The organism is Sporomusa sp. (genome assembly GCF_035561155.1).
GTDB lineage: Bacteria > Bacillota > Negativicutes > Sporomusales > Sporomusaceae > Sporomusa.
Window position 1 is genome coordinate 1 of sequence record NZ_DATMYD010000019.1, and the last position, 20,997, is coordinate 20,997.

The following is a 20,997-nucleotide window of genomic DNA, read 5'->3' on the forward strand; positions in this document are numbered from 1 at the left end:
GTATGGTAGTGTTGTGTTAGCAACTTCACTTTACCAGACATTGGGGTGTTTTTCTATTGTGTCAATCCATATTTTCTGTCGCCATCTGTGCTAATCAATTCAAGGGATTAGGTTGATTTTTTCTCTGCGAAAGTTGAGTTACTTAAAGGGAAAAGTGAGTAATTCCTCGGCAGTTATTTCAGCCCTACCCTTGATTCTTACGTCAGTTATTTCCCCATTCTTACTCATTACTTCAGCATATAATACACTCGGTCTTCCCATTGCATATCCCTGATGGATTTCGAATGTGTGGCAACCATCTAGCTTCGGCCTTACGACCTCATATTGTGATAGGTAAGCCCCTAAGGCACCTGCAGCCAAACCAGTTGCGGCGTCTTCATTATAACCTGCTCTTTTAGGAAATTGCCTTGCATAAATAACAGTCTTCCCTTGTGACGTTTCAATAGTAAAGGGATAAAATCCAGTCGTATTATACTCATCGCAAAGTTTCCATAAGTCTTCAAAATGCGGAGTTAATGAGTCCAAAGTCTTTCTATCCTTTATCGGCACCATTAATTTGGCCCTGGATGTTGATACAGACTGAATAGGGCCAATTTCGAGCGCAATGGCTTTTTCACTTATATTTAATGCGGCTGTAACCTGAGAAATTTTTGGATTATCAGTAGCAAACTGAGGCAAAAACTGTTCAACAGTCACTTCGTAGTGATCTTCATGTTGTTCCCAAAACGCCGATAATTTTCCTATAGGAATCTCAACTTTGACTTCCGCTTTTTCAAGCAATGATTTATGAGCCTGCGCCGCAATCGAGCCCATTGTCGCGTGTACACACATTTCCATTTCATGATTGGGCACAAAATATCGCAACCGTACATCACAATCTGTCTCTTCAGATGGAATAACAAAAGCGGTTTCTTCCATGTAGTGTGCAGCAAGAACTCTCATCTGTTCACTAGTAAATTGATCGCAGTTAAAAACTACTGGACATGGATTACCACCCCCAGGCGCAGCACTAAAAACTAGAGTATGAATAACGGGAATTATTTTTTTCAGCATACCAAGCCCTCCAATTTTTTTTGTTATAATGAAGAAATCTGCTGCCATAACCTTCTCTGTAAAACCTGTATAGCTTAACATTTATCGTTTTCAAATACATATATCGTTCCAGATTTCGCTGCTGTGAAGTTATCGCCACGAAACCCTTGCGCCTTCAATTCCTTTTGAATCTGCAGCATTAAAAAACCATGCGTTACTACGAGTACACTCGTCTCTGGTTTTGTCTTAATATCCGCAACGAATCGCTTAACTCTATCTTTAGTCTGTTTTATTGTCTCAGGTTGGGAGCGATGCGAAAAAAGCCATGCTAATCTGCCGGAAACTAACCATAATACATAGGGCAATTTTATCCTTGATGTGCAAACTGGCGAAATAGGTACTTCTCTAAGTAACACGGATTGAGAAATACTGCCGTTATAGATATGTCGAGCCGTTGCTACTGCTCGCGGTAAATCACTGCAATAACATTTCTCCCAGCGGGACGTATCAACCGTCATATCCGCTATCCTTATTACAGAACAGTCATACGCTTCTATCCATTCCCTAAATTCTTCATCAGTCATCAGGTATTGATGGGGACAATCCACTCTAAAATGCCGTACCAGCCCAATTCTCATAAGATTCTCCGCTTCCATCCAGCTAATAATTTCAAAATTTTCTCTACTACAATGCTTATATTATCATTGTAGCACAATGCAAGTAAACTCCACCTGTTTTTCCTAATCTGACAATCCCCAAAACTTCAAAACTTCATTTTTGGCTTTTTTATCAAGGATTCCGCTCTCTATTGCATTAAGATAACAAAAGAATATTTGTCACTATAATAATTAACTCCTGCCAAACCGAAATTGACAGGAGTTTTTCGTCGTTACCGTGAGATTATTTAAGATTCTATTGCCAGAGAATTTCTAATAGAATAGGTCCTTACTATATAGGATTATGGACTCATTTGGAGAATATAACTCATATTATTTTACTAATCTAGCTACCAATAGTAACCATTTACAGTATACATATTATGTAAGTTTTTTGATTCATTTTAGGCAGGAGGTGGTATCAATGGCTAGATTGGAATATCGATTATTTGATGAAATAGAAGGCTTTCCTGTACTCTACTACTATGATGGTATTGAACAGACAGAAATTGCCGCACGCTTGGCCTGTGACTATTTTGTTAAAGAGGCCGTGACCTACGAAAAAACGTCTGGAGCCGTCGAAGCAGATCGTTACGTTATCTATGTAAAAAAAGCGGTTGTACAGGATGAAAGCCTGCCTCAGCCGCCCAACAACGGTGGAAAACTGCGGCTAGAACTGCGGCAGTATGTTGAGAATAGTAGTTACTATCCGGTAATTACTACGTTAGACATGAAGAGTAATTTAGAAATGCTTCTTTATTTACAAAGTGATTTTGTCTATTGGCTAGGTCAGGAGTGGCAAAAGACTTCAGCTGAGATTGATGAGGATCGTAAAGTATATATTTTTTATGCTATACCTGCAAATTAGGAGGGGAAGTATGGGCTCTAAAGATGAAAAAGTGCTGGGGCTGTTTTTGGCTGCCGTCCTAACCTTTACTCCTGGTTGTATGCTGGACGATACTACCCACACCCATGTTGATGCCAACAAGGACGGATATTGCGATGTCGACGGTGCATCCATGTCAAGCTCGTCAAGTTCTTCAGGCACCAGATACTTCGGCAGTCATGGGGGAGGTACTGGTTCTTCTTCAGACAGCTCTTCTGGGCATATTTCAACAGCCTCATCACCTAAGGGCGGCATCGGCAGTCACAGTAGTGGCGGTGGAGGATAGCAGCCATGGATTACCGGCAAGACCGAGAAAAATTATTCAATCGTATCAGGCAAGAAAATGTTTTCACCTGGGATTATATGTATGGACAAGAATACGCTTTAGCTGCCGCTTGCCAATTATCTCGCGGCGAACTAGAAGAAATGGCTTACGCTACCGAACAATTAGGCAGTATCTTTGCCAAAATTGTCAGGACGCTGCAGCAGGGCAGTATTCTCCTGCTGGCAGAACTGGATATTCCTGCAAAAACTTTTGCTGCTGTGCGTATTCCTGTTATGCCGCATTGGCCAACAACCATAGGGAGATTTGATTTTGTCAGGACATCGTCAGGACTAAAAATGCTGGAATTCAACAGCGACACCCCAGGCGGGGTTGTTGAAGCTTATTATCTCAATAGTAGGGTCTGCGAGTATTACGGCTATACTGATGTTAATGCAGGGCTGGCCAGGCATTTTACTGCGGCCTTTGGTGCAATTGTGGATGAATACAAGGCATTGGGCTACGCTACCGACAATATCGTCTTTAGTGCCCTTGACTGGCATGAGGAGGATGCAGGAACAGCCCGATTTCTCATGAACCATTCAGGCCTAGAGGCCTCGTTTGCGCCACTTAAGAATTTAAGAATCTATCAGGACCGGTTGTGGCATTTAACAGATGGGCAGTTACAACCCATTGATGTTTTGTACCGTTTGCATCCACTTGGTGTCATGTGTGAAGAAACCGACCAGGACGGATACCCAACAGGTGAACACGTATTAGATCTTATTGCCAGGAAAAAATTAGCGGTAATCAACCAACCTGGGGCATTATTAGCACAAACTAAGGCAACGCAGGCGCTCATTTGGCTGCTTCATGAAAGTAAAGAGTACTTTACCTCTGACGAGCACAACACTATTGCAGCCTATATGCTGCCGACTTATTTGGAAAACGGCTTAAAAGGCCGGAAGCCGTACGTAGTCAAACCTGTCTTGGGACGGGAGGGTGGCGCTGTAACCATTTATAACTCAGATGGTACAGTAATCGACAAAGACGGTAGTGGGTGTTATTGGGAGCAAAATATGATTTATCAAGAATATGCTGAGTTAGAGCAAATTACGGTTGAGACAGTAACCGGCCATTATGATGGTTCGCTTGTATGGGGATCATTTCTTATCGGCGGTAAAGCCTCGGCTGTTAATGCTAGGGTGGGTGGGAAGATAACCGATGATTTATCTTACTTTTTACCTGTAAGACTAGTGTGAAAAAGCTAAAGGAGGAGAAATCAATGGGAGGTCAATGGTCGAACATTTCAAATTTTCTTCTATACTTAGAAGTTTCATTACCGTTACTGGGAATAGGTATAGCGGCCTTTATGGCAATTACTCCTTACAAAGAGTTCCAGCTTATTGGTGATGGAGACGAAATTAATGATCCGCGCAAATTTGCATCAGCCCAAGCAGCAGCATATACGTTAGGTGGTAAGGTTCTTGGTCTGTCTCTAGTATTGGCTTCGGCAGTTTTTCATTCTGTAAATATTATCGATTTGACCATTTGGGGTTGTATTGGGATTGGCGCACAAGTTATACTGTTCTATCTGTATGAATTGGTCACACCTTTTAAAGTGACGAATGAAATTCCAAAAGGTAATGTATCGGTTGGCATCTTATCTGCTTTTCTCAGCATCTCTATAGGTTTTTTACTAGCCTCATTAATCAGCTACTAAACTGAGTCAATAAAAAAACCGCTATCGCGGGCCTGGGGCTTTATCTCACATCCAATATCTTGTATTCATATCCGTGAATACCTTTATAACAGGACATTAGGGGACGTGTACAGCGGGACGCGAACTTCATGAAATAGTTGGCTGGTCTAAACCTGAGCGTGATTTCCTAATTCGTCAGATAAAAGGATTTTTAGGCCTGTCTATTCGTCAAATTGAGCGAGCAACCGGATTATTTCGTGGCATAATAGCAAGAGTTTCTAAATCTATAAGGAACGTCCCCGGTGTCCCTTATAGATTTAGAAACTCAACCGAATAGCAGTCCTATTGAATAGCCTCAACCCCTGATTGCACAAGGGTTGAGGCCTCTTTTCGCCGTTACCAATGATACGGTTCCCGTCTCGGGTCAAACGGTGCAGGATTTAGTTAGTTACGTCCCTACAGAATAAGTTTACTTCACGCTAATTAGTATGAACTGCTATTTTAGAGCGACGCACCAAAAATTAAAGTTCTAAAACCTCTGTTGCAATATTTTTGCAAAATTCACTGTCATGCTCCACAAATAGAATAGTTGGTGAGTATTCAAGCAGTAATTCTTCTATTTGCATGCGTGAGATAACATCTATAAAATTAAGTGGTTCATCCCAGATGTGCAAATGAGCTTTCTCACAAAGGCTTTTTGCAATCAACACTTTTTTCTTTTGCCCACCACTAAAATCAGATATGTCCTTTTCAAATTGAACTCTTGAAAAATCAAGTTTTCTTAAAATAGCCTTAAAAAGACTTTCATCAATATCATTATCTGTGGCATAGTCGGTTAAGTTGCCCCTAAGGTGAGAGGTATCCTGCGAAACATAGGATATTTTAAGCTGACTTGCCTTTCTGAAAGTGCCTGTATAAGTGATGTTTTCTCCGCAAATCAGCTTAATAAGGCTCGACTTTCCTGAGCCGTTTTTACCGCAAAGCGCTACTCTGTCACCCTGCTCAATTGTAAAACTTACGCGCTCACAAGCTGTCTTTTCGCCGTAGAATATAGATACATTTTCAAGTTCTACAAGGCGGTCTGCATGAAAGTTAAGTTGGGAAATTTTTAGTCTCTCAGAGCTTTCCATATTTTTGAGAAGCTTTGACTTCTCATCAATAGCTGATTGTTGCCTTGCTTCGATTGCCTTAGAACGTTTCATCATCTTTGCGGACTTGTGACCTATATAACCTTTATCCGGCCTTAAACCTGAATTCTTTGTACCCAACTTTGTTTTTTCCACTTTATCCGACCAATCCGATGTACGTTTGGCGGCGGATGACAAGCGTGTAATATCTTTGCGGAGTTTTTCGTTTTCTGCAAGCTCAAAGTTGTCCTGCATTTTTTTATTTTCCCACCAAGACGAAAAATCCCCTTTTTGAATTTCAATATTTGTTTTGTTAATGGAAAGGATGTGGTCTACACAGTTATCAAGAAATGCTCTGTCGTGAGATACCAAAATGAAGCCACGTTTAGAGCTGAGATAGTCACTGACAATTTTTCTTGCATTCATATCCAGGTGGTTCGTCGGCTCATCAATCAGCAAGAAACTATTCTCTTTAAGGAACAAAGTTGCAAGCAGCACCTTTGTTTGCTCTCCGTTTGAAAGTGTATTAAAAGGGCGATATAAAACGTCCTCGGAAACTTGTAGCAATGAAAGCTCACGCATAACCTGCCAAAGAAGGTAGTCTGGATAGATGTTGTCAATTACATCAATGGTGTCATTTTCTGTGTTAGTTACCTCGAACGGAAAATATTCGAGGTTTACTTTGGCCGAAATAGTACCGCTGTATTCATATTTACCAAGCAGCAAGTTAAGAAATGTAGTTTTGCCTCTACCATTTCTTCCTGTGAAGCCTAATTTCCAATCTGTATCTATTTGAAAACTCACGTTTTCAAATATGTTATCATAACTGCCGTCATAGCCAAAGGTCAGATTTGTAACGTTTATTAAAGACATAATTATCCTCCTGTATAAAAATATAAAGCTGCAAGAAAGTCAATTCTTGCAGCTCATAAATACAGCAAAGCCAAGCCCAATAATTGGGCGTGACGAGGATATATTCTTTGAGTGAAAAGAATTAGTAACTTTCTTGCATAGCACAACAAAATAAGCGGCATTTTCCGCTCCCATAATTTTGTTATGCTGTATAATAGCAAGAAAAATTACATCTCTTCAACTCCAATCACGCTAGTTGTAAATACTATATCATACTGCTTTTCAGAATTCAACAATCAAAACATACCAAGCCTGGGATGAAGAGTTAGTTTACCGCTATTTTCACTACCACTTTTCGTACTTTACAGCGTTTCGTGCCTACGGCACAATTCGGTCTATGGGCCTCCCAGGGAAAGTACACCCCAAACATTCCCTTAGAAAGAATAATCTCGGTTTCGTCAGCACAGCCTCTGTAATAAATAACATCCCGTTCTGCCAAAATATTTTCATCTACTTCACCAACTGCCGCTGCTGGCGTAACGCCTATCATTTCCTCTCCGGAACAAATATACTGGATATCTATATATTTTTCATGCATCTCTGGCCGGCGCTGCTCTTTAGGCTGAGTCTCGTACTCTGAAACCATCGCATAAAGTTTACTGCCTTGAATCTCGTGACGCCCCATGTTTAATGAAGCAAGATCAGTTTCCATAAGAAAACGAAGCCCTTCTCTTAAAGCAACCGGATATAGCTTCATCTCTTCTTTCATGTTGGACAAATAGCCTATAATCATAGTCATTATCACCTTTTCTTTTTTCACTAAAGTAGCTAATTCATATATGTGCCGCCATTAATATTAATTGTTTCCCCTGTTATAAAATCAGACATGCTTGAGGCTAAAAACAATACAGCATCAGCTACATTTTGCGTTGTCCCCATTTTACCCAGCGGTATTCTCGCCAACACTTGCTGGCGATATTCGTCAGACCACTGCGTACTCATATCTGTTTCTACGGGACCGGGACAAACTGCATTAACACATATATTGTGCTTTGCCATTTCCAATGCCAAATGTTGTGTCAGATAATTGACTGCTGCTTTGGATGCTCCATAAGAAGGCGATGCATTTCGATGGGGGGTTTTGGCGGTAGTTGAAGACATATTTATAATCTTGCCGTATTTCTGTTGAATCATTACCGGCAAAACAGCCGTACAACAGTATAAAGTTCCATTTAGATTAACATCCATTACTCTTTTCCATTCATCCAATTTCATTTGCAAAGTCGGCGTACGCATATTAATTCCCGCATTATTTACAAGCACGTCAATCCGGCCAAAGTTGTCCATTGCCTGTTTCACAATTTTTGCGGCAGTGTCAGGATCTGCAATATCGCCTGACTGAAGCAAACACTTTTGACCAAGTTGCTCGATTTCCGCAGCCAATTGCTTTAATAAATCTTCATTATTTCCGTTGATTACCAGAGACGCTCCATTTTGCGCCAGCGATAAAGCTATAGATTTCCCAATCCCTCTGGTTGCACCTGTTACAATGGCTACCTGATTTGCTAACAACATACTTTTCCTCCTCACGATTTTCTCCCGATAGATAAAAAGCCTTTCCTATTTTTCTAAGGAAGGCTTTTTATCTGTCATTTATCCCTTTACCCAGTCTTCAGAGACACAGACGTACTTGATTGCCTGCCTGAAATAGGTAAAGGTGACATGAATTTTTCCGTCAGGAGTTTGCTTGATAGACGGGTAAGAATACTCTCGATTTAACTTTTCCTTGGAGTTATTGGTCATGCAATAGCCATCGCCCACTTCAATATTTTTGATGTAAGGCCAGGTATTGCCGTTGTCTTCTGAAATAGCAATAGTCATCGGTGCTCTCGGCGCGCCCCAGAAGGCTGTCTTTTGATTAGGCCGGCTCTCTTCCGGTTCTGGCGCCGGTGTCACTTGTTCCTCTTCATCCTCAATCTCATCATACAAGGACGCTCTGCGCTCGGTGCACTTTTCCGCATTTATATTATTAAACACGATGGCCAGATGCCCGTTGTTGAGCTTGGTAAACTGAATGGATGAATTGTTGTTGGGAAGCTCTATAGGAACAGGCTGAGTCCAGGTTCTGCCGTTATCTTCCGAGCGGCTCATATAAATGTTATCAGCCCAGCGGCTTCTGTACAGGGCCAGCAGAGTTCCATCCGATAGTTTTTCGACGTTCATATGCACACAGCCGGTGCTGTTAGGCACTGGGTACTCAGTCCACGTCTTGCCGCTATCTGCGGAAATTTTTACAGCACTGGTGTCATCATCTCCCACCCATTTCTTACCGGGAGTTACCGTGCAATAGAAAATGGGAACAAGCCATTCTCCATTATCCAGAACAACAACAGGCTGACGAATAAAGGTACCCGGGGTATCAAATAAAGTTTCAATCGGCCCCCAGGTATACCCGTTATCTTCAGATATCCGGTATCTGACAATGGCGGTATCCTGATTACCTGACTTCTGCGCCGTATATAATAACCACAGCTTGCCGTCAGGAGCGGGAAACAGTATGGGATTTTGCTCCGATCTTGTCGGATCCTCAGACAGCTTGACTGCCTCCGACCATTTCGTCTCGCCGGCGTTTAGCCTGGACATATATATAGATATGTCGGCAATACCTTCTTGTGTGCCGGAAAACCACACACATAATAGATCGCCGTTTGCCAAAGGCGTAATATTCGAGGCATGGTTTTGCGGACAATTTGACGGCACATAGGCCTCTACTCTGCCTGCACTCTCAGCGACTTGATATAAGTTACCATTAACTTTATCCTCAATATTACTCAAGATAAATCACTCCTTGCAATTTAATTAAAATTTATTTATACCTTAAGGTAGCAAGAGAAGGGATTGACTGACTCTGCCTAGGCTGCAATCTCACCCAGGCAGAGCTGTCATGATTGGCTACAGGGAGTTATGGATTAGCTTCTGCCTTGACTTCCTTTTTGCAAAACAATTTCTCAATTGCGATAATTATTGCCGGCGAAATCAAAGCAATATACATGTTATCAATACCATATGGATTATCCAGCATAAACCACGCACTTGTCGCTACCGCTGAACCCAGAAGTCCTAAGTTAGCACCACGGGTACTGTTGAAGAAGGGCAGGTAAAAAGCAATCATAGCCACTACTGAGATGGATAAACGGATTGCGCGGGTAAAGAAGGATAACTTAAGAATCTCCGGCACAAAGAAAACAAAAATCAACGGTATAAAACCAATAATCACAGATAAGATACGGGTCATTTTGAATTCTTTTTCCGGCGAAGGGTTGTAGAGTGGTACATAGAAATCCTTTATGGCCAGAGAAGCAATCGCCAAAGCAACCATACTGACGGAAACAAATACTGAGGCCACAAGGGAAGTGGCCACAATTCCGGCTAAATACGGACTCATATACTGCATAAATACTGGCAAGGCGTAAAGAGCATTCATTTGCGGGAAGAGATATTTAGCGGCTACACCGATAAGAGCCAGGGCAAATCCCAGCGGCAGGCAGAACAGGGCTGCATACATGGTGGCCTTTTTGGCATCCTCAGCACTTTTAGTGGAAGAGATAGCCTGTACCACAAACTGGGTGCAGAATATAGCACCAACAGTACCAATGACCCACGCCAATACGGTCGATGCACCTATTTTACCATCCCAGGTGAAATAGAAGGCCGGCATTTTTTCCACCATCGGACTGATACCACCGGTCATGGTCAAAGCCACACCCAAGATAATGGCAATACCCATGTATTTGAGGAAGCTGTGTAATAGAGTTACATACGCTGCACCCTTCATACCACCAAACACGTAATAAAATGTGCTGACAACCGCAATTATACACATAGCAGTCGGCAGATGAATTTTTAATATCGTGGATAAGGCTGCTGCACCACTGATATAATTACCGACGTTTACTAGAAGCAATGCATACATCATAATAATGGAAACGGCATATTTTGTAGATTTACCATACTTTTGCGCTATAGCCCCGGAAATGGTAACCTCCCCTGAACCATATAACCTTTTTACCATGAATAAGCCAAACAGAAAATAACCTATCGCTGCACCCAGCACAGACCAGTGCGCGGCTATACCGTATTTAAAGGCTGACTCGGCGGTACCCACGGTAGATTTGGCCCCAATAAATTCCGACATAAGCAAGATACCCACAACAATTGCCGGCATAGACCGCTCGGCTGTCATAAACTGCTCGGAGTTCTTACTGCGCAATCTGACTGTTAACCAGGAAGTAAACGCAATATACGCGACTATCATACAAACAATAATGACAGTATCCATATAGCTAAATTCTTTCATCTTTACACCCCTTCATAATAATTAGCAGTTTATATTTGTTGTAAATTTTGAAAATTAGTAATACGGTAGATATTTACGCAACCGGACTTGGCATCCAGTAGCATAAATATCAAATGGGGCTTACACCAATTATCAGGATTAGAATAATTTCTTGTAAATAGCTTTGATGTCATCCTTGTTCATAGCTTTGGGATTGTTATTTAGTAATCGTGTTACTTTTAAAGCAGCTTCTGCCATAGAGTCGATATTATTTTCGCTGATACCCTTTTCCTGCAGATTTACCTGGATATTTAAATCACTAATTAAAGAATATAGGTTCTCAATCATTTTTTCAGCCGCTTGATGCGCAGAAAGTCCTGCAACCTTTAAGTCCATAGCAACGGCCATATTCTTGAATTTTTCCGCGGCGGCATCCATATTGAACTTCATAACATGGGGCAACAGGATGGCATTGGACAAACCGTGCGGAATCCGGTATTTACCGCCTAGCGGATATGCTAACGCATGAACTGCAACAGTGCTGGAAGTAGCAATACATAGACCTCCGAGCATGGCACCAAGCAGCATATCATGGCGAGCCTCAATATCCTGCCCGTTGTTATAGGCCGTACGGATACTGCGGGCTATGAGATTGATTGCCTTTAAGGCAAAGGTATCGCTAAAGGGATTAGCTTTTTTAGAAATATAGCATTCAATAGCGTGTGCTAAAGCATCCATCCCGGTTGACGCCGTTATCGCTTTAGGAAGGTTTAGTGTCATTAAGGGGTCAAGTATGATATAGTCAGGCATCATTTTTTCACTGACAATACCTACTTTTAATTCATCTTCAGGCACAAGCACGATGGCATTGGGCGTTACCTCGGCCCCGGTTCCGGCAGTTGTAGGTATCATCAGCGTCGGAATGCCCCGTTTTGTTATTTTTGGTGCTTTCAGCAGTTCTCTGAGCGAGACATCATTTTTCAGCATAACTGCGACAATTTTGGCCACATCAATCGAGCTGCCGCCGCCAATCCCGATGATCATTTGGCAATCGGATGCTTTTGCTTCTTGAAATATTTGGTTGACTTGTTCCACATCGGGCTCAGGCGGGGTGCTGTTTATCACAGTTACTTGAACGCCTTGCTCTTTCAATATAGACATAGGCTTATCAATTAGTCCTGCGTTCCATACGCCCTGATCCGTAATAATCAGGACCTTTTGAACCCCGGTATCTACAGCTATGTCTTTGACTGCTTCGATACTGTTTGGTCCCGCAACAATTTTGCCAACACTCAGGAGCGAATAAGTTTCTGCTGTATAACTCATTTTGTTCCTCCTTTCTTATTTGTAATACTCTAACGCCTTAAGGATTGCTTCATCTGCCTTTTCGCTGACGCCGGCAGCCGGCCTGCGCGCAGGTCCTACCTGATAGCCCAGGAGGTTCATGGCGCGCTTGACAATAGAATTAGGATTTCCAAGCTTTAAAGTATCTCTTATTGGCCTTAGGCTGCCTTGTACGGTTTTTGCTCCTTCGATATCCCCCTTTTGCCAAAGCTCGTAGATTTTGACTAATATTTCGGGAAACAGATTGGCTATACCTGAGATAGACCCTGTACCGCCTGCCATCAAAGCCGATAGTATCAGCGAGTCGTTCCCTGATAACACAGCTACGCTGCCTGCTGTCTCTTCTATATACCGCAGCATATTGTCAAAGTTACCACTGCTGTCTTTAATACCTACAATGTTCTCAATCTCCGCCAACCGCTGTAATGTCTTATACTCAATATTGTTGCCTGTGCGCATGGGGATATTATAGAGGACAATGGGAAGCGCTACTGCTTCAGCTATCTCTTTATAATGACTATAGATTTCATCTTGCGATACAGCGACAAAGTACGGCGTTATAATGGAAAGCGCGTCAACACCAAGCTCCTTGGCTTTCTGCGACAAATATATTGTGTCTCGGGAAGTGATACAGCCGGTGCCGGCATACACGGGCAGCCGCCCCTTGTTCTCGTCGGTTACAATCCTAATCACTTCGAGCTTTTCTTCCAGACTTAGTGCATAAAATTCGCCGTTGGTGCCCAGGCAGAACAACCCATGAACCCCGGCGGCAACCATCCTGTTGACTTGTGCCCGAAGTTCTTTCTCATTGATCTGTTCATCCTGGGTCATGGGAGTGACCATTGCCGGAATTATACCTTGTGGTTTAAACATCCTAGCGCCTTCTCTCTTGTTTATGTCATATCTTTAGATTAATGAACGCAGTTTGTACTACTTAACCTTTGAAGAAGCCATGAGAGCTCCCAGCTTTATTGATTCAATCATACTTGACTTATCAGCAATACCTTTACCAGCGATATCAAATGCCGTACCATGATCAACTGAAGTGCGAATAAACGGCAGGCCAACAGTAACATTTACCCCATTGTGGAAGTCCAGCAACTTTAACGGAATATGGCCCTGGTCATGGTACATCACGACAACAATATCGAATTCTTTTTTGATTGCAGCCCGGTAAAACACAGTATCCGGCGCAATCGGACCTTTGACATTGATTCCTTGTTTCTTGCAAGCCATAATCGCCGGAGTAATATGCTCCTCGTCTTCTACTCCGAACAGTCCGCTTTCACCACAGTGGGGATTGAGACCCGCAACAGCGATTCTAGGTTCAGTTATGCCAATTAAATTCATAGTGCTATTTGCCAGCTCAATAATGCGCTGCACTCTATCGGCTGTAATTAGTTCGCACGCGTTGCGCAAAGCAACATGGGTTGTGACGTGGATAACTTTAAGCGCTTCACTGTACAACATCATTGCATAATTTTGCGCCCCGCCTAACTGGGCCAGAATTTCGGTATGACCGGGGAAATGATAGCCTGCTAAATTTACGGCTTCCTTATTAATAGGAGCTGTTACAATAGCATGTATGTCATTTCGGAGTGCAAGCTTGACAGCCTGTGCAATATATTCATAGGCTGCTTTACCGGAGCGCTGGTCGACCACACCAAAAGGAATGTCACCAGGAAGATTATCCAAATCAAACACGTCAACCATTCCAAACGTCTTGCCGACCTCTGCAGTATGTTCCACGGCACGGCACTTCAAAGAGACTTTGGTTACCTGGATGGCTCTCTCCAGTATTTTTTTGTCACCGATGACCACTGGCTGACACAATTCGTACATTGTTTTATCTGCTAAGGCTTTAACAATAATTTCAGGACCAACGCCAGCCGCATCACCCATGGTAATTCCCAATATAGGTTTCATAGTTGCTCTACTCCTCTTTTCCTTTTAACGCACCAACCGCTTTGGTTATAGCATCAAATTCGCCAAAAGCACCTGCTTTGGTAACAACAGGTAACCCGGCAAATGAACCGCCAGCTAGACAGCCTAACGGAATACCGGCAGCTACCTCCCTTACAATTTCGATACCACTAGCTCCTAATGCTCGGCAGCAGTTAACAGCCGTTTCGCCGCCTGTCAGAAAGAGGCCATCTACTCCCAGCTTGACCAAATTCTCAACCACACTACTCAGCACGGAGGCAATTTGTGCACCTACCTGGCTAGCATCCAATGCAATACTTTTTCCTGCCTCTATGGCCTCTTGAATTACTTGCCGGTTGTTAGAGCAAGAAAGCACTAAATCTCTTTGTTTTAGGAATGGAACTGCTGCAGCTACTATTCTTTTAATTTCATCTGCAGGAGTTAATACTGCTGCTACTGCGTTTACCATAAGGTTAAGTGCAGCCGTTTGTTCCACATAATGCTGGATTTGCTTTTGGGTAACTGTGCTTACACTGCCTGCTGCTACTAATACTGATGTGCAATTCAGCGGTAGAATTTTTTGATCGTCATTACTCCAGCCAAATACTCCGGGAATATGTTCGGCCAATCCTGCGGAACCAACCCAAAGTATCTTTTGATAAGGTAATGCCGCTTCTACAATATGCCGCAGATTTTCATCACACACTGCATCAAATACCAGCCAATCAACACCCCTGGACAGATATCTCGAAATCTCGTCCTGTATCTTAGCTACGCCTTCCATTACAATGTGTAACGGGACGGCTCCCACCTCACGTCCGGTTCCGGCTTTTAAAAGCTTGGGCAACCAGGCTTCAGGCACCGGTCTTTGCGGATCGCGGGCAACTTCAGTCATGGATATGGGCAGGCCCTCTAACAATTGATATCCGCCTACGGTCACTCTGCGAGTCTGAGGATAAGCTGGTGCGATAATGGTAATAACCGGCTTGAACTCTTGATAGGCTGACAAAACTTCGGCACTTATGTTACCTCTTAAGGTTGAGTCAATTTTTTTATATAGGCTATCTACGTCTTGTTCCTGCAGCATCTGACAAATGCTGCTAACCCGATCTGAAGCAACTGAGCTTAAAACTGCCCGACTGTCTGTGTCTAAAACAACAACATCTGTATGGTGAGGTAACAGGTTTTGTCTTATCGCATCAAGCAACACCGTGGTACGCAAACCAAATTTGGAAAATTGAACACCGGTATCGTTTGCACCTGTTAAATCATCGGCTATGACGGCAATTTTGGGCATACCACCCCTCCATCTCTCATTAATGCTGTCGCTTATATGTTATATGTTGTATACAACATATAACATCTTTATATTAATCGAATCAGTAGTATCTGTCAATATTAAAAAATGATAAAAATCAGAAAATAGAGAAAGCAAAATATATTTGACAGTAGTTACCTTTTTGCTCTAATATCATGTTATATACATCATATCAGTTTGTACGCTCACAGGAATTGAGGGAATCATTATGAATCTATCACGACTTGACAATTCAAACCTTTTAGATAAAACCTACGAACTTATGAAAGATCTAATTGTCCGGCGGGTATTTAAGCCCAACCAAAAGATCTCCATCCCTGAACTAGCCTCTCAGCTCGGCGTAAGCCGTACTCCTATTCGTGACGCCCTAAACCGTTTGGAAAAAGATGGTCTTGTCAAAACTGTTCCCAAAGTCGGTACATTTGTTAATGCTATTGAAGTAGATGATATACTTGATATTATGGATACCCGCTTAATGCTCGAGCTGTGGGTCCTTGAAAAGCTCAAAGCGTTATCCGCGGAAGAGTTTTTATTAAGGGTGAAAGACTTAGAAAACATCTTAGGTGAGGCTTCTGCGCTCATTGAGCAGAGTCCACTGGAAACCTATCTAAAGTCCGATTATAATTTGCAATTCCATTTAGAATTTATAAAATTAGGCGGTAATAAAAGAAACGTCGAAATATACTCTGGTCTCATGAATTATCACTATCTAGCGGTAGAACATGCACTAATCACCAAAGAAATGGTTATCAGTGCAATCAGCCAACACTACTCCATTGTTAATACCATTAAACATAGAGATTTTGCCAATGCGGAAACATCAATCCGATTACATCTTAAGGATTCAATTGACCGCTTGATGAGGCAATTAGCGGCTAGTGGCGGACAGATTTAGAAATTAATTAATTGTCCATAAAAAAATCGAACTGAGAGAACAATAGTTCTTCCAGTTCGATTTTTTTAATTTTATGGATTAAGCCCTTCTATTTCTGAGTCCTCGCTGTCCTATTCTTTATTTTTTCTCAGGGTGGGCGGTTCATACTCAGCCAGTGCACAAATATCTCTGGCGATATTCACTATTTTTTCAACAACCTCAGCAAGTTTCTGATTGTTAGTTTTAGTTTCACGCAATTCGCTGCGAATTATTTGGAGACTATATGCAATCAAATGCTCCATATCCTCTGTTTTGACCACTACTTTAGGCTGCGAAAGATTTATATTTTCAGCCATGTTACAATGACCGGATTTAGAGGAAATAACTTGCTTTTGCCCTTCCCCTGATGCATCCAACAAATTGCCGTTTGAATCATCACGTTGCGTATTCATCCCCCCCGTAAAGATAGTAGATTCTAAATAATCCTCTTTTCAGCCACAACTTAATGATTATTTATGAACCAGGCACTGGGAATCTAAGGTTTGCTAGAAACCTGTTTTGAAAATCGCTCTGCGCAGCCAATTCAATGTAGTTAACCTTATTGGCAATAGTAAAGCACCGTTGTAGATTGTCTGAAGACAATAACGCCTGTACAGCGCCTGTACCTGCTGCATTGCCGACAGATAAAACCTGTTCGCTTGTAACCCCGGGCAACATTCCGATATTGATAGCGCTGTCAATATCAACATAATTACCAAAGGCACCAGCCAGACACACCTTATAATCGGCTTCGATTCCCAGCTCTTTCATTAAGAACTCAATACCCGTACAGATCGATGACTTCACTAGTTGGATCTGACGTATGTCTGCCTGCGTAATAGAAATGTTTGCCCCGCTTGCTGTGTTTTTTCCTTCGACAAGAACAAACTCCCATCCATCCCCCTGGTTGATAAGACGCTGTGCAAGGTTTGCGGAAACATTGGAAACTTCAGGCTTTCGGAACCGTCCACTTGCGTCTATTAAGCCAGCTTTCAACAATTGCGCAATCGCCTTTACCATCCCTGATCCACATATACCAGTAGGCTGGGTATTGCCAATAACGGCAAAGGAGATACTCTGTTCTGAAATTTCGACATCGGAGATAGCGCCTTCAGTTGCACGCATCCCGTCACGCATATGCGCTCCCTCGAAGGCGGGTCCAGCTGCCGTAGAGCACGCATATAACTTATCGCCAGCACTTATAACCATCTCGCCATTCGTGCCTAAATCAACCAGCAGGGTTGGCTCTAGTTCAATATCCTGATTCACCGCTAAAATGGCAGCTGTTGTATCTGAACCAATAAAACTGGCGATATTCGGTAAAACTACAACTTTGCCCTGGTTATGTATTTCAAGTTCAAGATCTTTGGCATATAGCGGTGCCACATACTTAAATAAGGACGCATACGGCTTTCTCACTAAAGTGGACGGAGAAATTTCCAGTACTAGATGCGTCATGGTCGAGTTACCCGCGATAGTTACGGCATAAATATCCGAGTTTTTAATACCGGCTGAGTTGCAAAGCTCACTTATGATCGTATTTAGGCAGCCGCGAATAAGTTGAGATAGTCCTTCTAACCCGCCCAACAGATCATACGTGGCTTGAATACGGGAAATTACGTCCGCACCTAGCGTGGCTTGCGGATTATTTTTAGAACATATTGAAACGATTCTCTGTTCATTGATATCAACTAGCATTCCTACAACAGTTGTAGTCCCAATATCAAAAGCAACACCATACAGTACGCCCGAAGTATCACCGGCTTCTATTGCCACTACATTGCCATCAAGCAATGTTAAGGTAATATGAGCCGGCTGCGCTTCCACCACTTCACTTAATCGCCGCAACAGGGTGGTACTGCTGATCATTGCGGGATCAGCCAAAACACCGGCAGTTGTTTCTCCAACGCCTATAGCCTGCCTGATCATTTCCTGGAGCGAGTAATGGTTATCTACAGTAGGGTACTCGGGCGTTAGGACAACTTTTCTCAGCAAAGGGGCTCCTGTTGTAACCAATAGATCAAGTCCTTGGCCTTTTGGGCTCACTTGTGTTTTCTTCAGGTGAATTGTAATGTCTCCCTGCGGATAAATCTGACATGCCATATGTACCATCTTTATTAGGTTGTAGCTGAGTTCCATCGATACCAGCAACCAGACCTTTAAGAACATGGATCTTGCATTTACCACATGTGCCCTTACCACCACAGTTGGCTTCTAAAAAAACTCCTCCGTTAATTAATGCACGTAACACTGTGTTATCTTGTTTACATGGAAGACACCTGTCTTCACCCTCGATCATTAAACTATATTCCGTAGATGCCTGGTCCATTGTATATACCTTCTTTCATGCTGTAAATGTCCATAGTAAACTTGATATCCTCATCACATTTTAAATTGCCGAACAAGGAGATTAAGTTCTTCAGCCATGGAAGCCATATTTTCACTAGAACCCGCCATTTTGTTGATAGAAGTCGCCTGCTCCTCCATTGATACGGAAATAGAATGAATGCTGTTTGTCGTTTCAGTCGTTCGTTGTCCGGCCCTTTCCGCAAAAGCCAACACACTATCACTAGATGCACTAAGTTCTTCAGCAGCTGCAGTGATTTCCTGAATTTTAACGTTCAGTAACTGTACATGCTCTATAATCTTCCTAAAATTTTCCCCGCTAGAAGTAATCACTTCGGCCCCACGCGTTACTTCCTGTGTACTAATCTGCATAACTGCAACAACATTATCTGTTTCTCTCCCAATTTCGCTGATCATAGCTGCAATTCTATGCGCAGCCTCTTGCGACTGTTCTGCGAGCTTGCGCACTTCATCAGCTACAACAGCAAATCCTCGCCCATGCTCACCCGCTCTGGCGGCCTCTATAGCGGCATTCAGCGCCAACAAATTGGTTTGGCTCGCAATAGTACTGATAACAGTAACGATTTCACTTATCTGTTTTGAGCTCTCCCCGAGATTGCCTACTACTTGGGCAGCCTGTCCGACATCTTTACTTATAGATTTCATCTGCTCATTTGCCGTAGTTACCACCAAGCCACCATCACGGGCTACTTGTGTGGCTTCCATAGACATAGACGATATTTCACTGGCCGTTTTAGCTACATGATTAATTGCGGTCGACATTTCCTGCAAAGAAGTGATCGTTCTACCCACTTCTTCCTCTTGCTGCAAAGAATGGGTCGAAAGCTCCTCAGTAATATCGGCTATTTGGGATGCTACACTGAAAGATTGCTCAGATGCACTATGCAGTTGTTGACTCGTAGTAGCAACATGCTCCGAGACTTTACTGATTTGCATAGTCATTTTTCTCAAATTATCGGTCATTTTTGAAAACGCCACAACCGTTCTTCCAATTTCATCGTTTCTTTTATAATCTATAGTAAAGGTTTCAAGATTCCCGCTAGATACCCGCTCGACGGCAGCCGATAAATTAACTATCGGATTAATGATTCGTCTGTTGACTATAAAGGTCATTAGTCCTACCAGACAAAGAATTGCAATAACGATCATAACAACGTTAGAATATAGTAATTTTATTAGTGACGCATTGATTTCGCTTATGGGGTACATTAAAACCAAAGTGAATCCAGTTTCACCTATAGGCGAGTACACGGCAAAGACATTTCGACCTATCAGTTTTGCAATACCTGGTTTACCACTGGCAAGGATAGTATTACCTAATGTCTTTAATTCTGGATCGGAGTCTTCAGTAATTTTATTGGAAAGCTTTTTCCTTACAACTTCACTCTTCCCTGTGTAGTTACCGAGGAAAAAACCATTTTTATCAATGGCGAACGCGTAGCCACTTTCTCCAACCTTTATATTATTTAGTTGAGTTTCAAAGCCACCCAAAGTTAAATCGATTGAAGCGATACCTACCTTTCGTCCGTCTTTTACAATTGGCGTAAAACAACTAATCCAAATAAGTTCAGGATCGCTTGGATCAGGGTTTGGTTCCGAATATAATATAGTCCTATTACTTTCCATAGCTTTCTTATAATAATCCGCATTTAAATAGTCATAACTTCCGTCACTATACTGCCAAGTTAACTCCGGTTTACCGCTTTTATCTTTTATTACGCAGGGATAATAATATTTGACACCGGGTTTATATCCTGGTTCTAAAGCAATCTCCGTTCCGAAGAAGTTGGGATTATTAGCCACAGACTTTTTTAAAAATTCAACGAGAACAGCTTCATCTAGTTGATTTTGCGAGCTGACTAAATGACTGATTGCGAGTGCTCCATCTGCGGCTTCTTTAAAAGCAATGTTTATTGAGTACGCTTCATTTTCAGTCTGAAGTAGAAGTTCTTTTTGGATTTTGTCTGTGGCAAACTTGTTAAACTGCGTGAGGGTGAGTGTTGTTTGAGCAACAAAAATAATACAGGTAACACCAGCGATCATTAAAGCAAGAACTGATTTTATGCTTTTCATGCCCCAACTTCCTTTCTTATATATAAACCAACTAGATTATTGTGAATACTCAACTATTATAAATCCTTTCAAGTCACAGGGGGCAGGAGTTTTATTACCTCGAAAAGGTGGATGATGCTACCTGTAACTAAATTATCAACTTGCTTAAAAGCGATCAGCTACTTTATTCCATTCTTTCTTATCAAGAAACACTTCGACACGAATAC

At 42.3% G+C, this 20,997-nt stretch carries 19 protein-coding genes and 1 pseudogene; 5 read left to right on the forward strand and 15 right to left on the reverse strand.

Annotated features, from left to right (window positions below; genetic code table 11):
* Nucleotides 1-138 precede the first annotated feature (138 nt).
* The gene (locus VN447_RS02995) at nt 139-1,053 is read right to left on the reverse strand and encodes a PhzF family phenazine biosynthesis isomerase (RefSeq protein ID WP_325522664.1); all 915 of its coding nucleotides are present in this window, start codon (nt 1,051-1,053) and stop codon (nt 139-141) included.
* Nucleotides 1,054-1,127: 74 nt separating this feature from the next.
* Complete coding sequence (locus VN447_RS03000) at nt 1,128-1,670, reverse strand: histidine phosphatase family protein (protein ID WP_325522666.1); 543 nt, start codon at nt 1,668-1,670, stop codon at nt 1,128-1,130.
* 442 nt (nt 1,671-2,112) lie between these two features.
* Here VN447_RS03000 and VN447_RS03005 point away from each other — a divergent pair, with 442 nt between their 5' ends.
* From VN447_RS03005 to VN447_RS03020, 4 genes are read left to right on the forward strand one after another with little or no spacing between them, the layout of a single operon-like run.
* Nucleotides 2,113-2,556 carry a hypothetical protein gene (locus VN447_RS03005; protein ID WP_325522668.1) on the forward strand — a complete coding sequence of 148 codons (444 nt, stop codon included), beginning with the start codon at nt 2,113-2,115 and terminating at the stop codon, nt 2,554-2,556.
* 10 nt (nt 2,557-2,566) lie between these two features.
* Nucleotides 2,567-2,860, forward strand: a complete 294-nt coding sequence (locus tag VN447_RS03010) for a hypothetical protein (protein WP_325522670.1) — start codon at nt 2,567-2,569, stop codon at nt 2,858-2,860.
* Nucleotides 2,861-2,865: 5 nt separating this feature from the next.
* Nucleotides 2,866-4,098, forward strand: a complete 1,233-nt coding sequence (locus VN447_RS03015; protein WP_325522672.1) for a glutathionylspermidine synthase family protein — start codon at nt 2,866-2,868, stop codon at nt 4,096-4,098.
* 23 nt (nt 4,099-4,121) lie between these two features.
* The gene (locus tag VN447_RS03020; RefSeq protein WP_325522674.1) at nt 4,122-4,559 is read left to right on the forward strand and encodes a DUF350 domain-containing protein; all 438 of its coding nucleotides are present in this window, start codon (nt 4,122-4,124) and stop codon (nt 4,557-4,559) included.
* A gap of 500 nt (nt 4,560-5,059) precedes the next feature.
* Here the strand turns inward: VN447_RS03020 and VN447_RS03025 are convergent, their stop codons facing one another.
* The 9 genes from VN447_RS03025 to VN447_RS03065 all read right to left on the reverse strand — a co-directional run bounded on the left by VN447_RS03025 (nt 5,060) and on the right by VN447_RS03065 (nt 15,417).
* Nucleotides 5,060-6,538, reverse strand: a complete 1,479-nt coding sequence (locus tag VN447_RS03025) for an Lsa family ABC-F type ribosomal protection protein (RefSeq protein ID WP_325522676.1) — start codon at nt 6,536-6,538, stop codon at nt 5,060-5,062.
* 304 nt (nt 6,539-6,842) lie between these two features.
* The gene (locus VN447_RS03030) at nt 6,843-7,310 is read right to left on the reverse strand and encodes a YhcH/YjgK/YiaL family protein (RefSeq protein WP_325522678.1); all 468 of its coding nucleotides are present in this window, start codon (nt 7,308-7,310) and stop codon (nt 6,843-6,845) included.
* A gap of 35 nt (nt 7,311-7,345) precedes the next feature.
* Entirely contained in the window at nt 7,346-8,092 is a 747-nt protein-coding gene (locus VN447_RS03035) for an SDR family NAD(P)-dependent oxidoreductase (protein ID WP_325522680.1), read from the reverse strand.
* Nucleotides 8,093-8,170: 78 nt separating this feature from the next.
* Entirely contained in the window at nt 8,171-9,352 is a 1,182-nt protein-coding gene (locus tag VN447_RS03040) for a sialidase family protein (RefSeq protein WP_325522682.1), read from the reverse strand.
* A gap of 127 nt (nt 9,353-9,479) precedes the next feature.
* Nucleotides 9,480-10,874, reverse strand: coding sequence for a sodium:solute symporter family protein (locus tag VN447_RS03045; protein WP_325522684.1), 1,395 nt, complete (start codon nt 10,872-10,874; stop codon nt 9,480-9,482).
* 138 nt (nt 10,875-11,012) lie between these two features.
* On the reverse strand, nt 11,013-12,179 hold the full coding sequence (locus VN447_RS03050; protein ID WP_325522686.1) for an iron-containing alcohol dehydrogenase: 1,167 nt from the start codon (nt 12,177-12,179) through the stop codon (nt 11,013-11,015).
* Between the two features lie 15 nt (nt 12,180-12,194).
* A complete protein-coding gene (gene dapA, locus VN447_RS03055; protein ID WP_325522688.1) occupies nt 12,195-13,070 on the reverse strand; it encodes a 4-hydroxy-tetrahydrodipicolinate synthase in 876 nt (291 codons plus the stop codon).
* A gap of 57 nt (nt 13,071-13,127) precedes the next feature.
* On the reverse strand, nt 13,128-14,123 hold the full coding sequence (gene pdxA, locus VN447_RS03060) for a 4-hydroxythreonine-4-phosphate dehydrogenase PdxA (protein ID WP_325522690.1): 996 nt from the start codon (nt 14,121-14,123) through the stop codon (nt 13,128-13,130).
* A 7-nt stretch (nt 14,124-14,130) separates the two neighbouring features.
* Nucleotides 14,131-15,417, reverse strand: coding sequence for a four-carbon acid sugar kinase family protein (locus tag VN447_RS03065; protein ID WP_325522692.1), 1,287 nt, complete (start codon nt 15,415-15,417; stop codon nt 14,131-14,133).
* A 229-nt stretch (nt 15,418-15,646) separates the two neighbouring features.
* On the opposite strand from VN447_RS03065, the gene VN447_RS03070 reads away from it, so the two are divergent.
* A complete protein-coding gene (locus tag VN447_RS03070; protein ID WP_325522694.1) occupies nt 15,647-16,333 on the forward strand; it encodes a GntR family transcriptional regulator in 687 nt (228 codons plus the stop codon).
* Between the two features lie 110 nt (nt 16,334-16,443).
* Here the strand turns inward: VN447_RS03070 and VN447_RS03075 are convergent, their stop codons facing one another.
* From VN447_RS03075 to VN447_RS03085, 4 genes and pseudogenes are all read right to left on the reverse strand, one after another.
* Nucleotides 16,444-16,764, reverse strand: coding sequence for a hypothetical protein (locus VN447_RS03075; protein WP_325522696.1), 321 nt, complete (start codon nt 16,762-16,764; stop codon nt 16,444-16,446).
* 61 nt (nt 16,765-16,825) lie between these two features.
* A complete protein-coding gene (locus VN447_RS03080; protein WP_325522698.1) occupies nt 16,826-18,538 on the reverse strand; it encodes an ASKHA domain-containing protein in 1,713 nt (570 codons plus the stop codon).
* Between the two features lie 4 nt (nt 18,539-18,542).
* Nucleotides 18,543-18,680: pseudogene (locus tag VN447_RS23235) on the reverse strand (hypothetical protein); the annotation flags it as partial.
* A gap of 53 nt (nt 18,681-18,733) precedes the next feature.
* Nucleotides 18,734-20,791, reverse strand: a complete 2,058-nt coding sequence (locus tag VN447_RS03085) for a methyl-accepting chemotaxis protein (protein ID WP_325522699.1) — start codon at nt 20,789-20,791, stop codon at nt 18,734-18,736.
* Between the last annotated feature and the right edge of the window lie 206 nt (nt 20,792-20,997).

Coding starts and splice junctions, on each gene's coding strand:
- VN447_RS02995 (WP_325522664.1), bottom strand. CDS start 1,053: ATGCTGAAAAAAATAATTCCCGTTATTCATACTCTAGTTTTTAGTGCT.
- VN447_RS03000 (WP_325522666.1), bottom strand. CDS start 1,670: ATGAGAATTGGGCTGGTACGGCATTTTAGAGTGGATTGTCCCCATCAA.
- VN447_RS03005 (WP_325522668.1), top strand. CDS start 2,113: ATGGCTAGATTGGAATATCGATTATTTGATGAAATAGAAGGCTTTCCT.
- VN447_RS03010 (WP_325522670.1), top strand. CDS start 2,567: ATGGGCTCTAAAGATGAAAAAGTGCTGGGGCTGTTTTTGGCTGCCGTC.
- VN447_RS03015 (WP_325522672.1), top strand. CDS start 2,866: ATGGATTACCGGCAAGACCGAGAAAAATTATTCAATCGTATCAGGCAA.
- VN447_RS03020 (WP_325522674.1), top strand. CDS start 4,122: ATGGGAGGTCAATGGTCGAACATTTCAAATTTTCTTCTATACTTAGAA.
- VN447_RS03025 (WP_325522676.1), bottom strand. CDS start 6,538: ATGTCTTTAATAAACGTTACAAATCTGACCTTTGGCTATGACGGCAGT.
- VN447_RS03030 (WP_325522678.1), bottom strand. CDS start 7,310: ATGATTATAGGCTATTTGTCCAACATGAAAGAAGAGATGAAGCTATAT.
- VN447_RS03035 (WP_325522680.1), bottom strand. CDS start 8,092: ATGTTGTTAGCAAATCAGGTAGCCATTGTAACAGGTGCAACCAGAGGG.
- VN447_RS03045 (WP_325522684.1), bottom strand. CDS start 10,874: ATGAAAGAATTTAGCTATATGGATACTGTCATTATTGTTTGTATGATA.
- VN447_RS03050 (WP_325522686.1), bottom strand. CDS start 12,179: ATGAGTTATACAGCAGAAACTTATTCGCTCCTGAGTGTTGGCAAAATT.
- dapA (WP_325522688.1), bottom strand. CDS start 13,070: ATGTTTAAACCACAAGGTATAATTCCGGCAATGGTCACTCCCATGACC.
- pdxA (WP_325522690.1), bottom strand. CDS start 14,123: ATGAAACCTATATTGGGAATTACCATGGGTGATGCGGCTGGCGTTGGT.
- VN447_RS03065 (WP_325522692.1), bottom strand. CDS start 15,417: ATGCCCAAAATTGCCGTCATAGCCGATGATTTAACAGGTGCAAACGAT.
- VN447_RS03070 (WP_325522694.1), top strand. CDS start 15,647: ATGAATCTATCACGACTTGACAATTCAAACCTTTTAGATAAAACCTAC.
- VN447_RS03075 (WP_325522696.1), bottom strand. CDS start 16,764: ATGAATACGCAACGTGATGATTCAAACGGCAATTTGTTGGATGCATCA.
- VN447_RS03085 (WP_325522699.1), bottom strand. CDS start 20,791: ATGAAAAGCATAAAATCAGTTCTTGCTTTAATGATCGCTGGTGTTACC.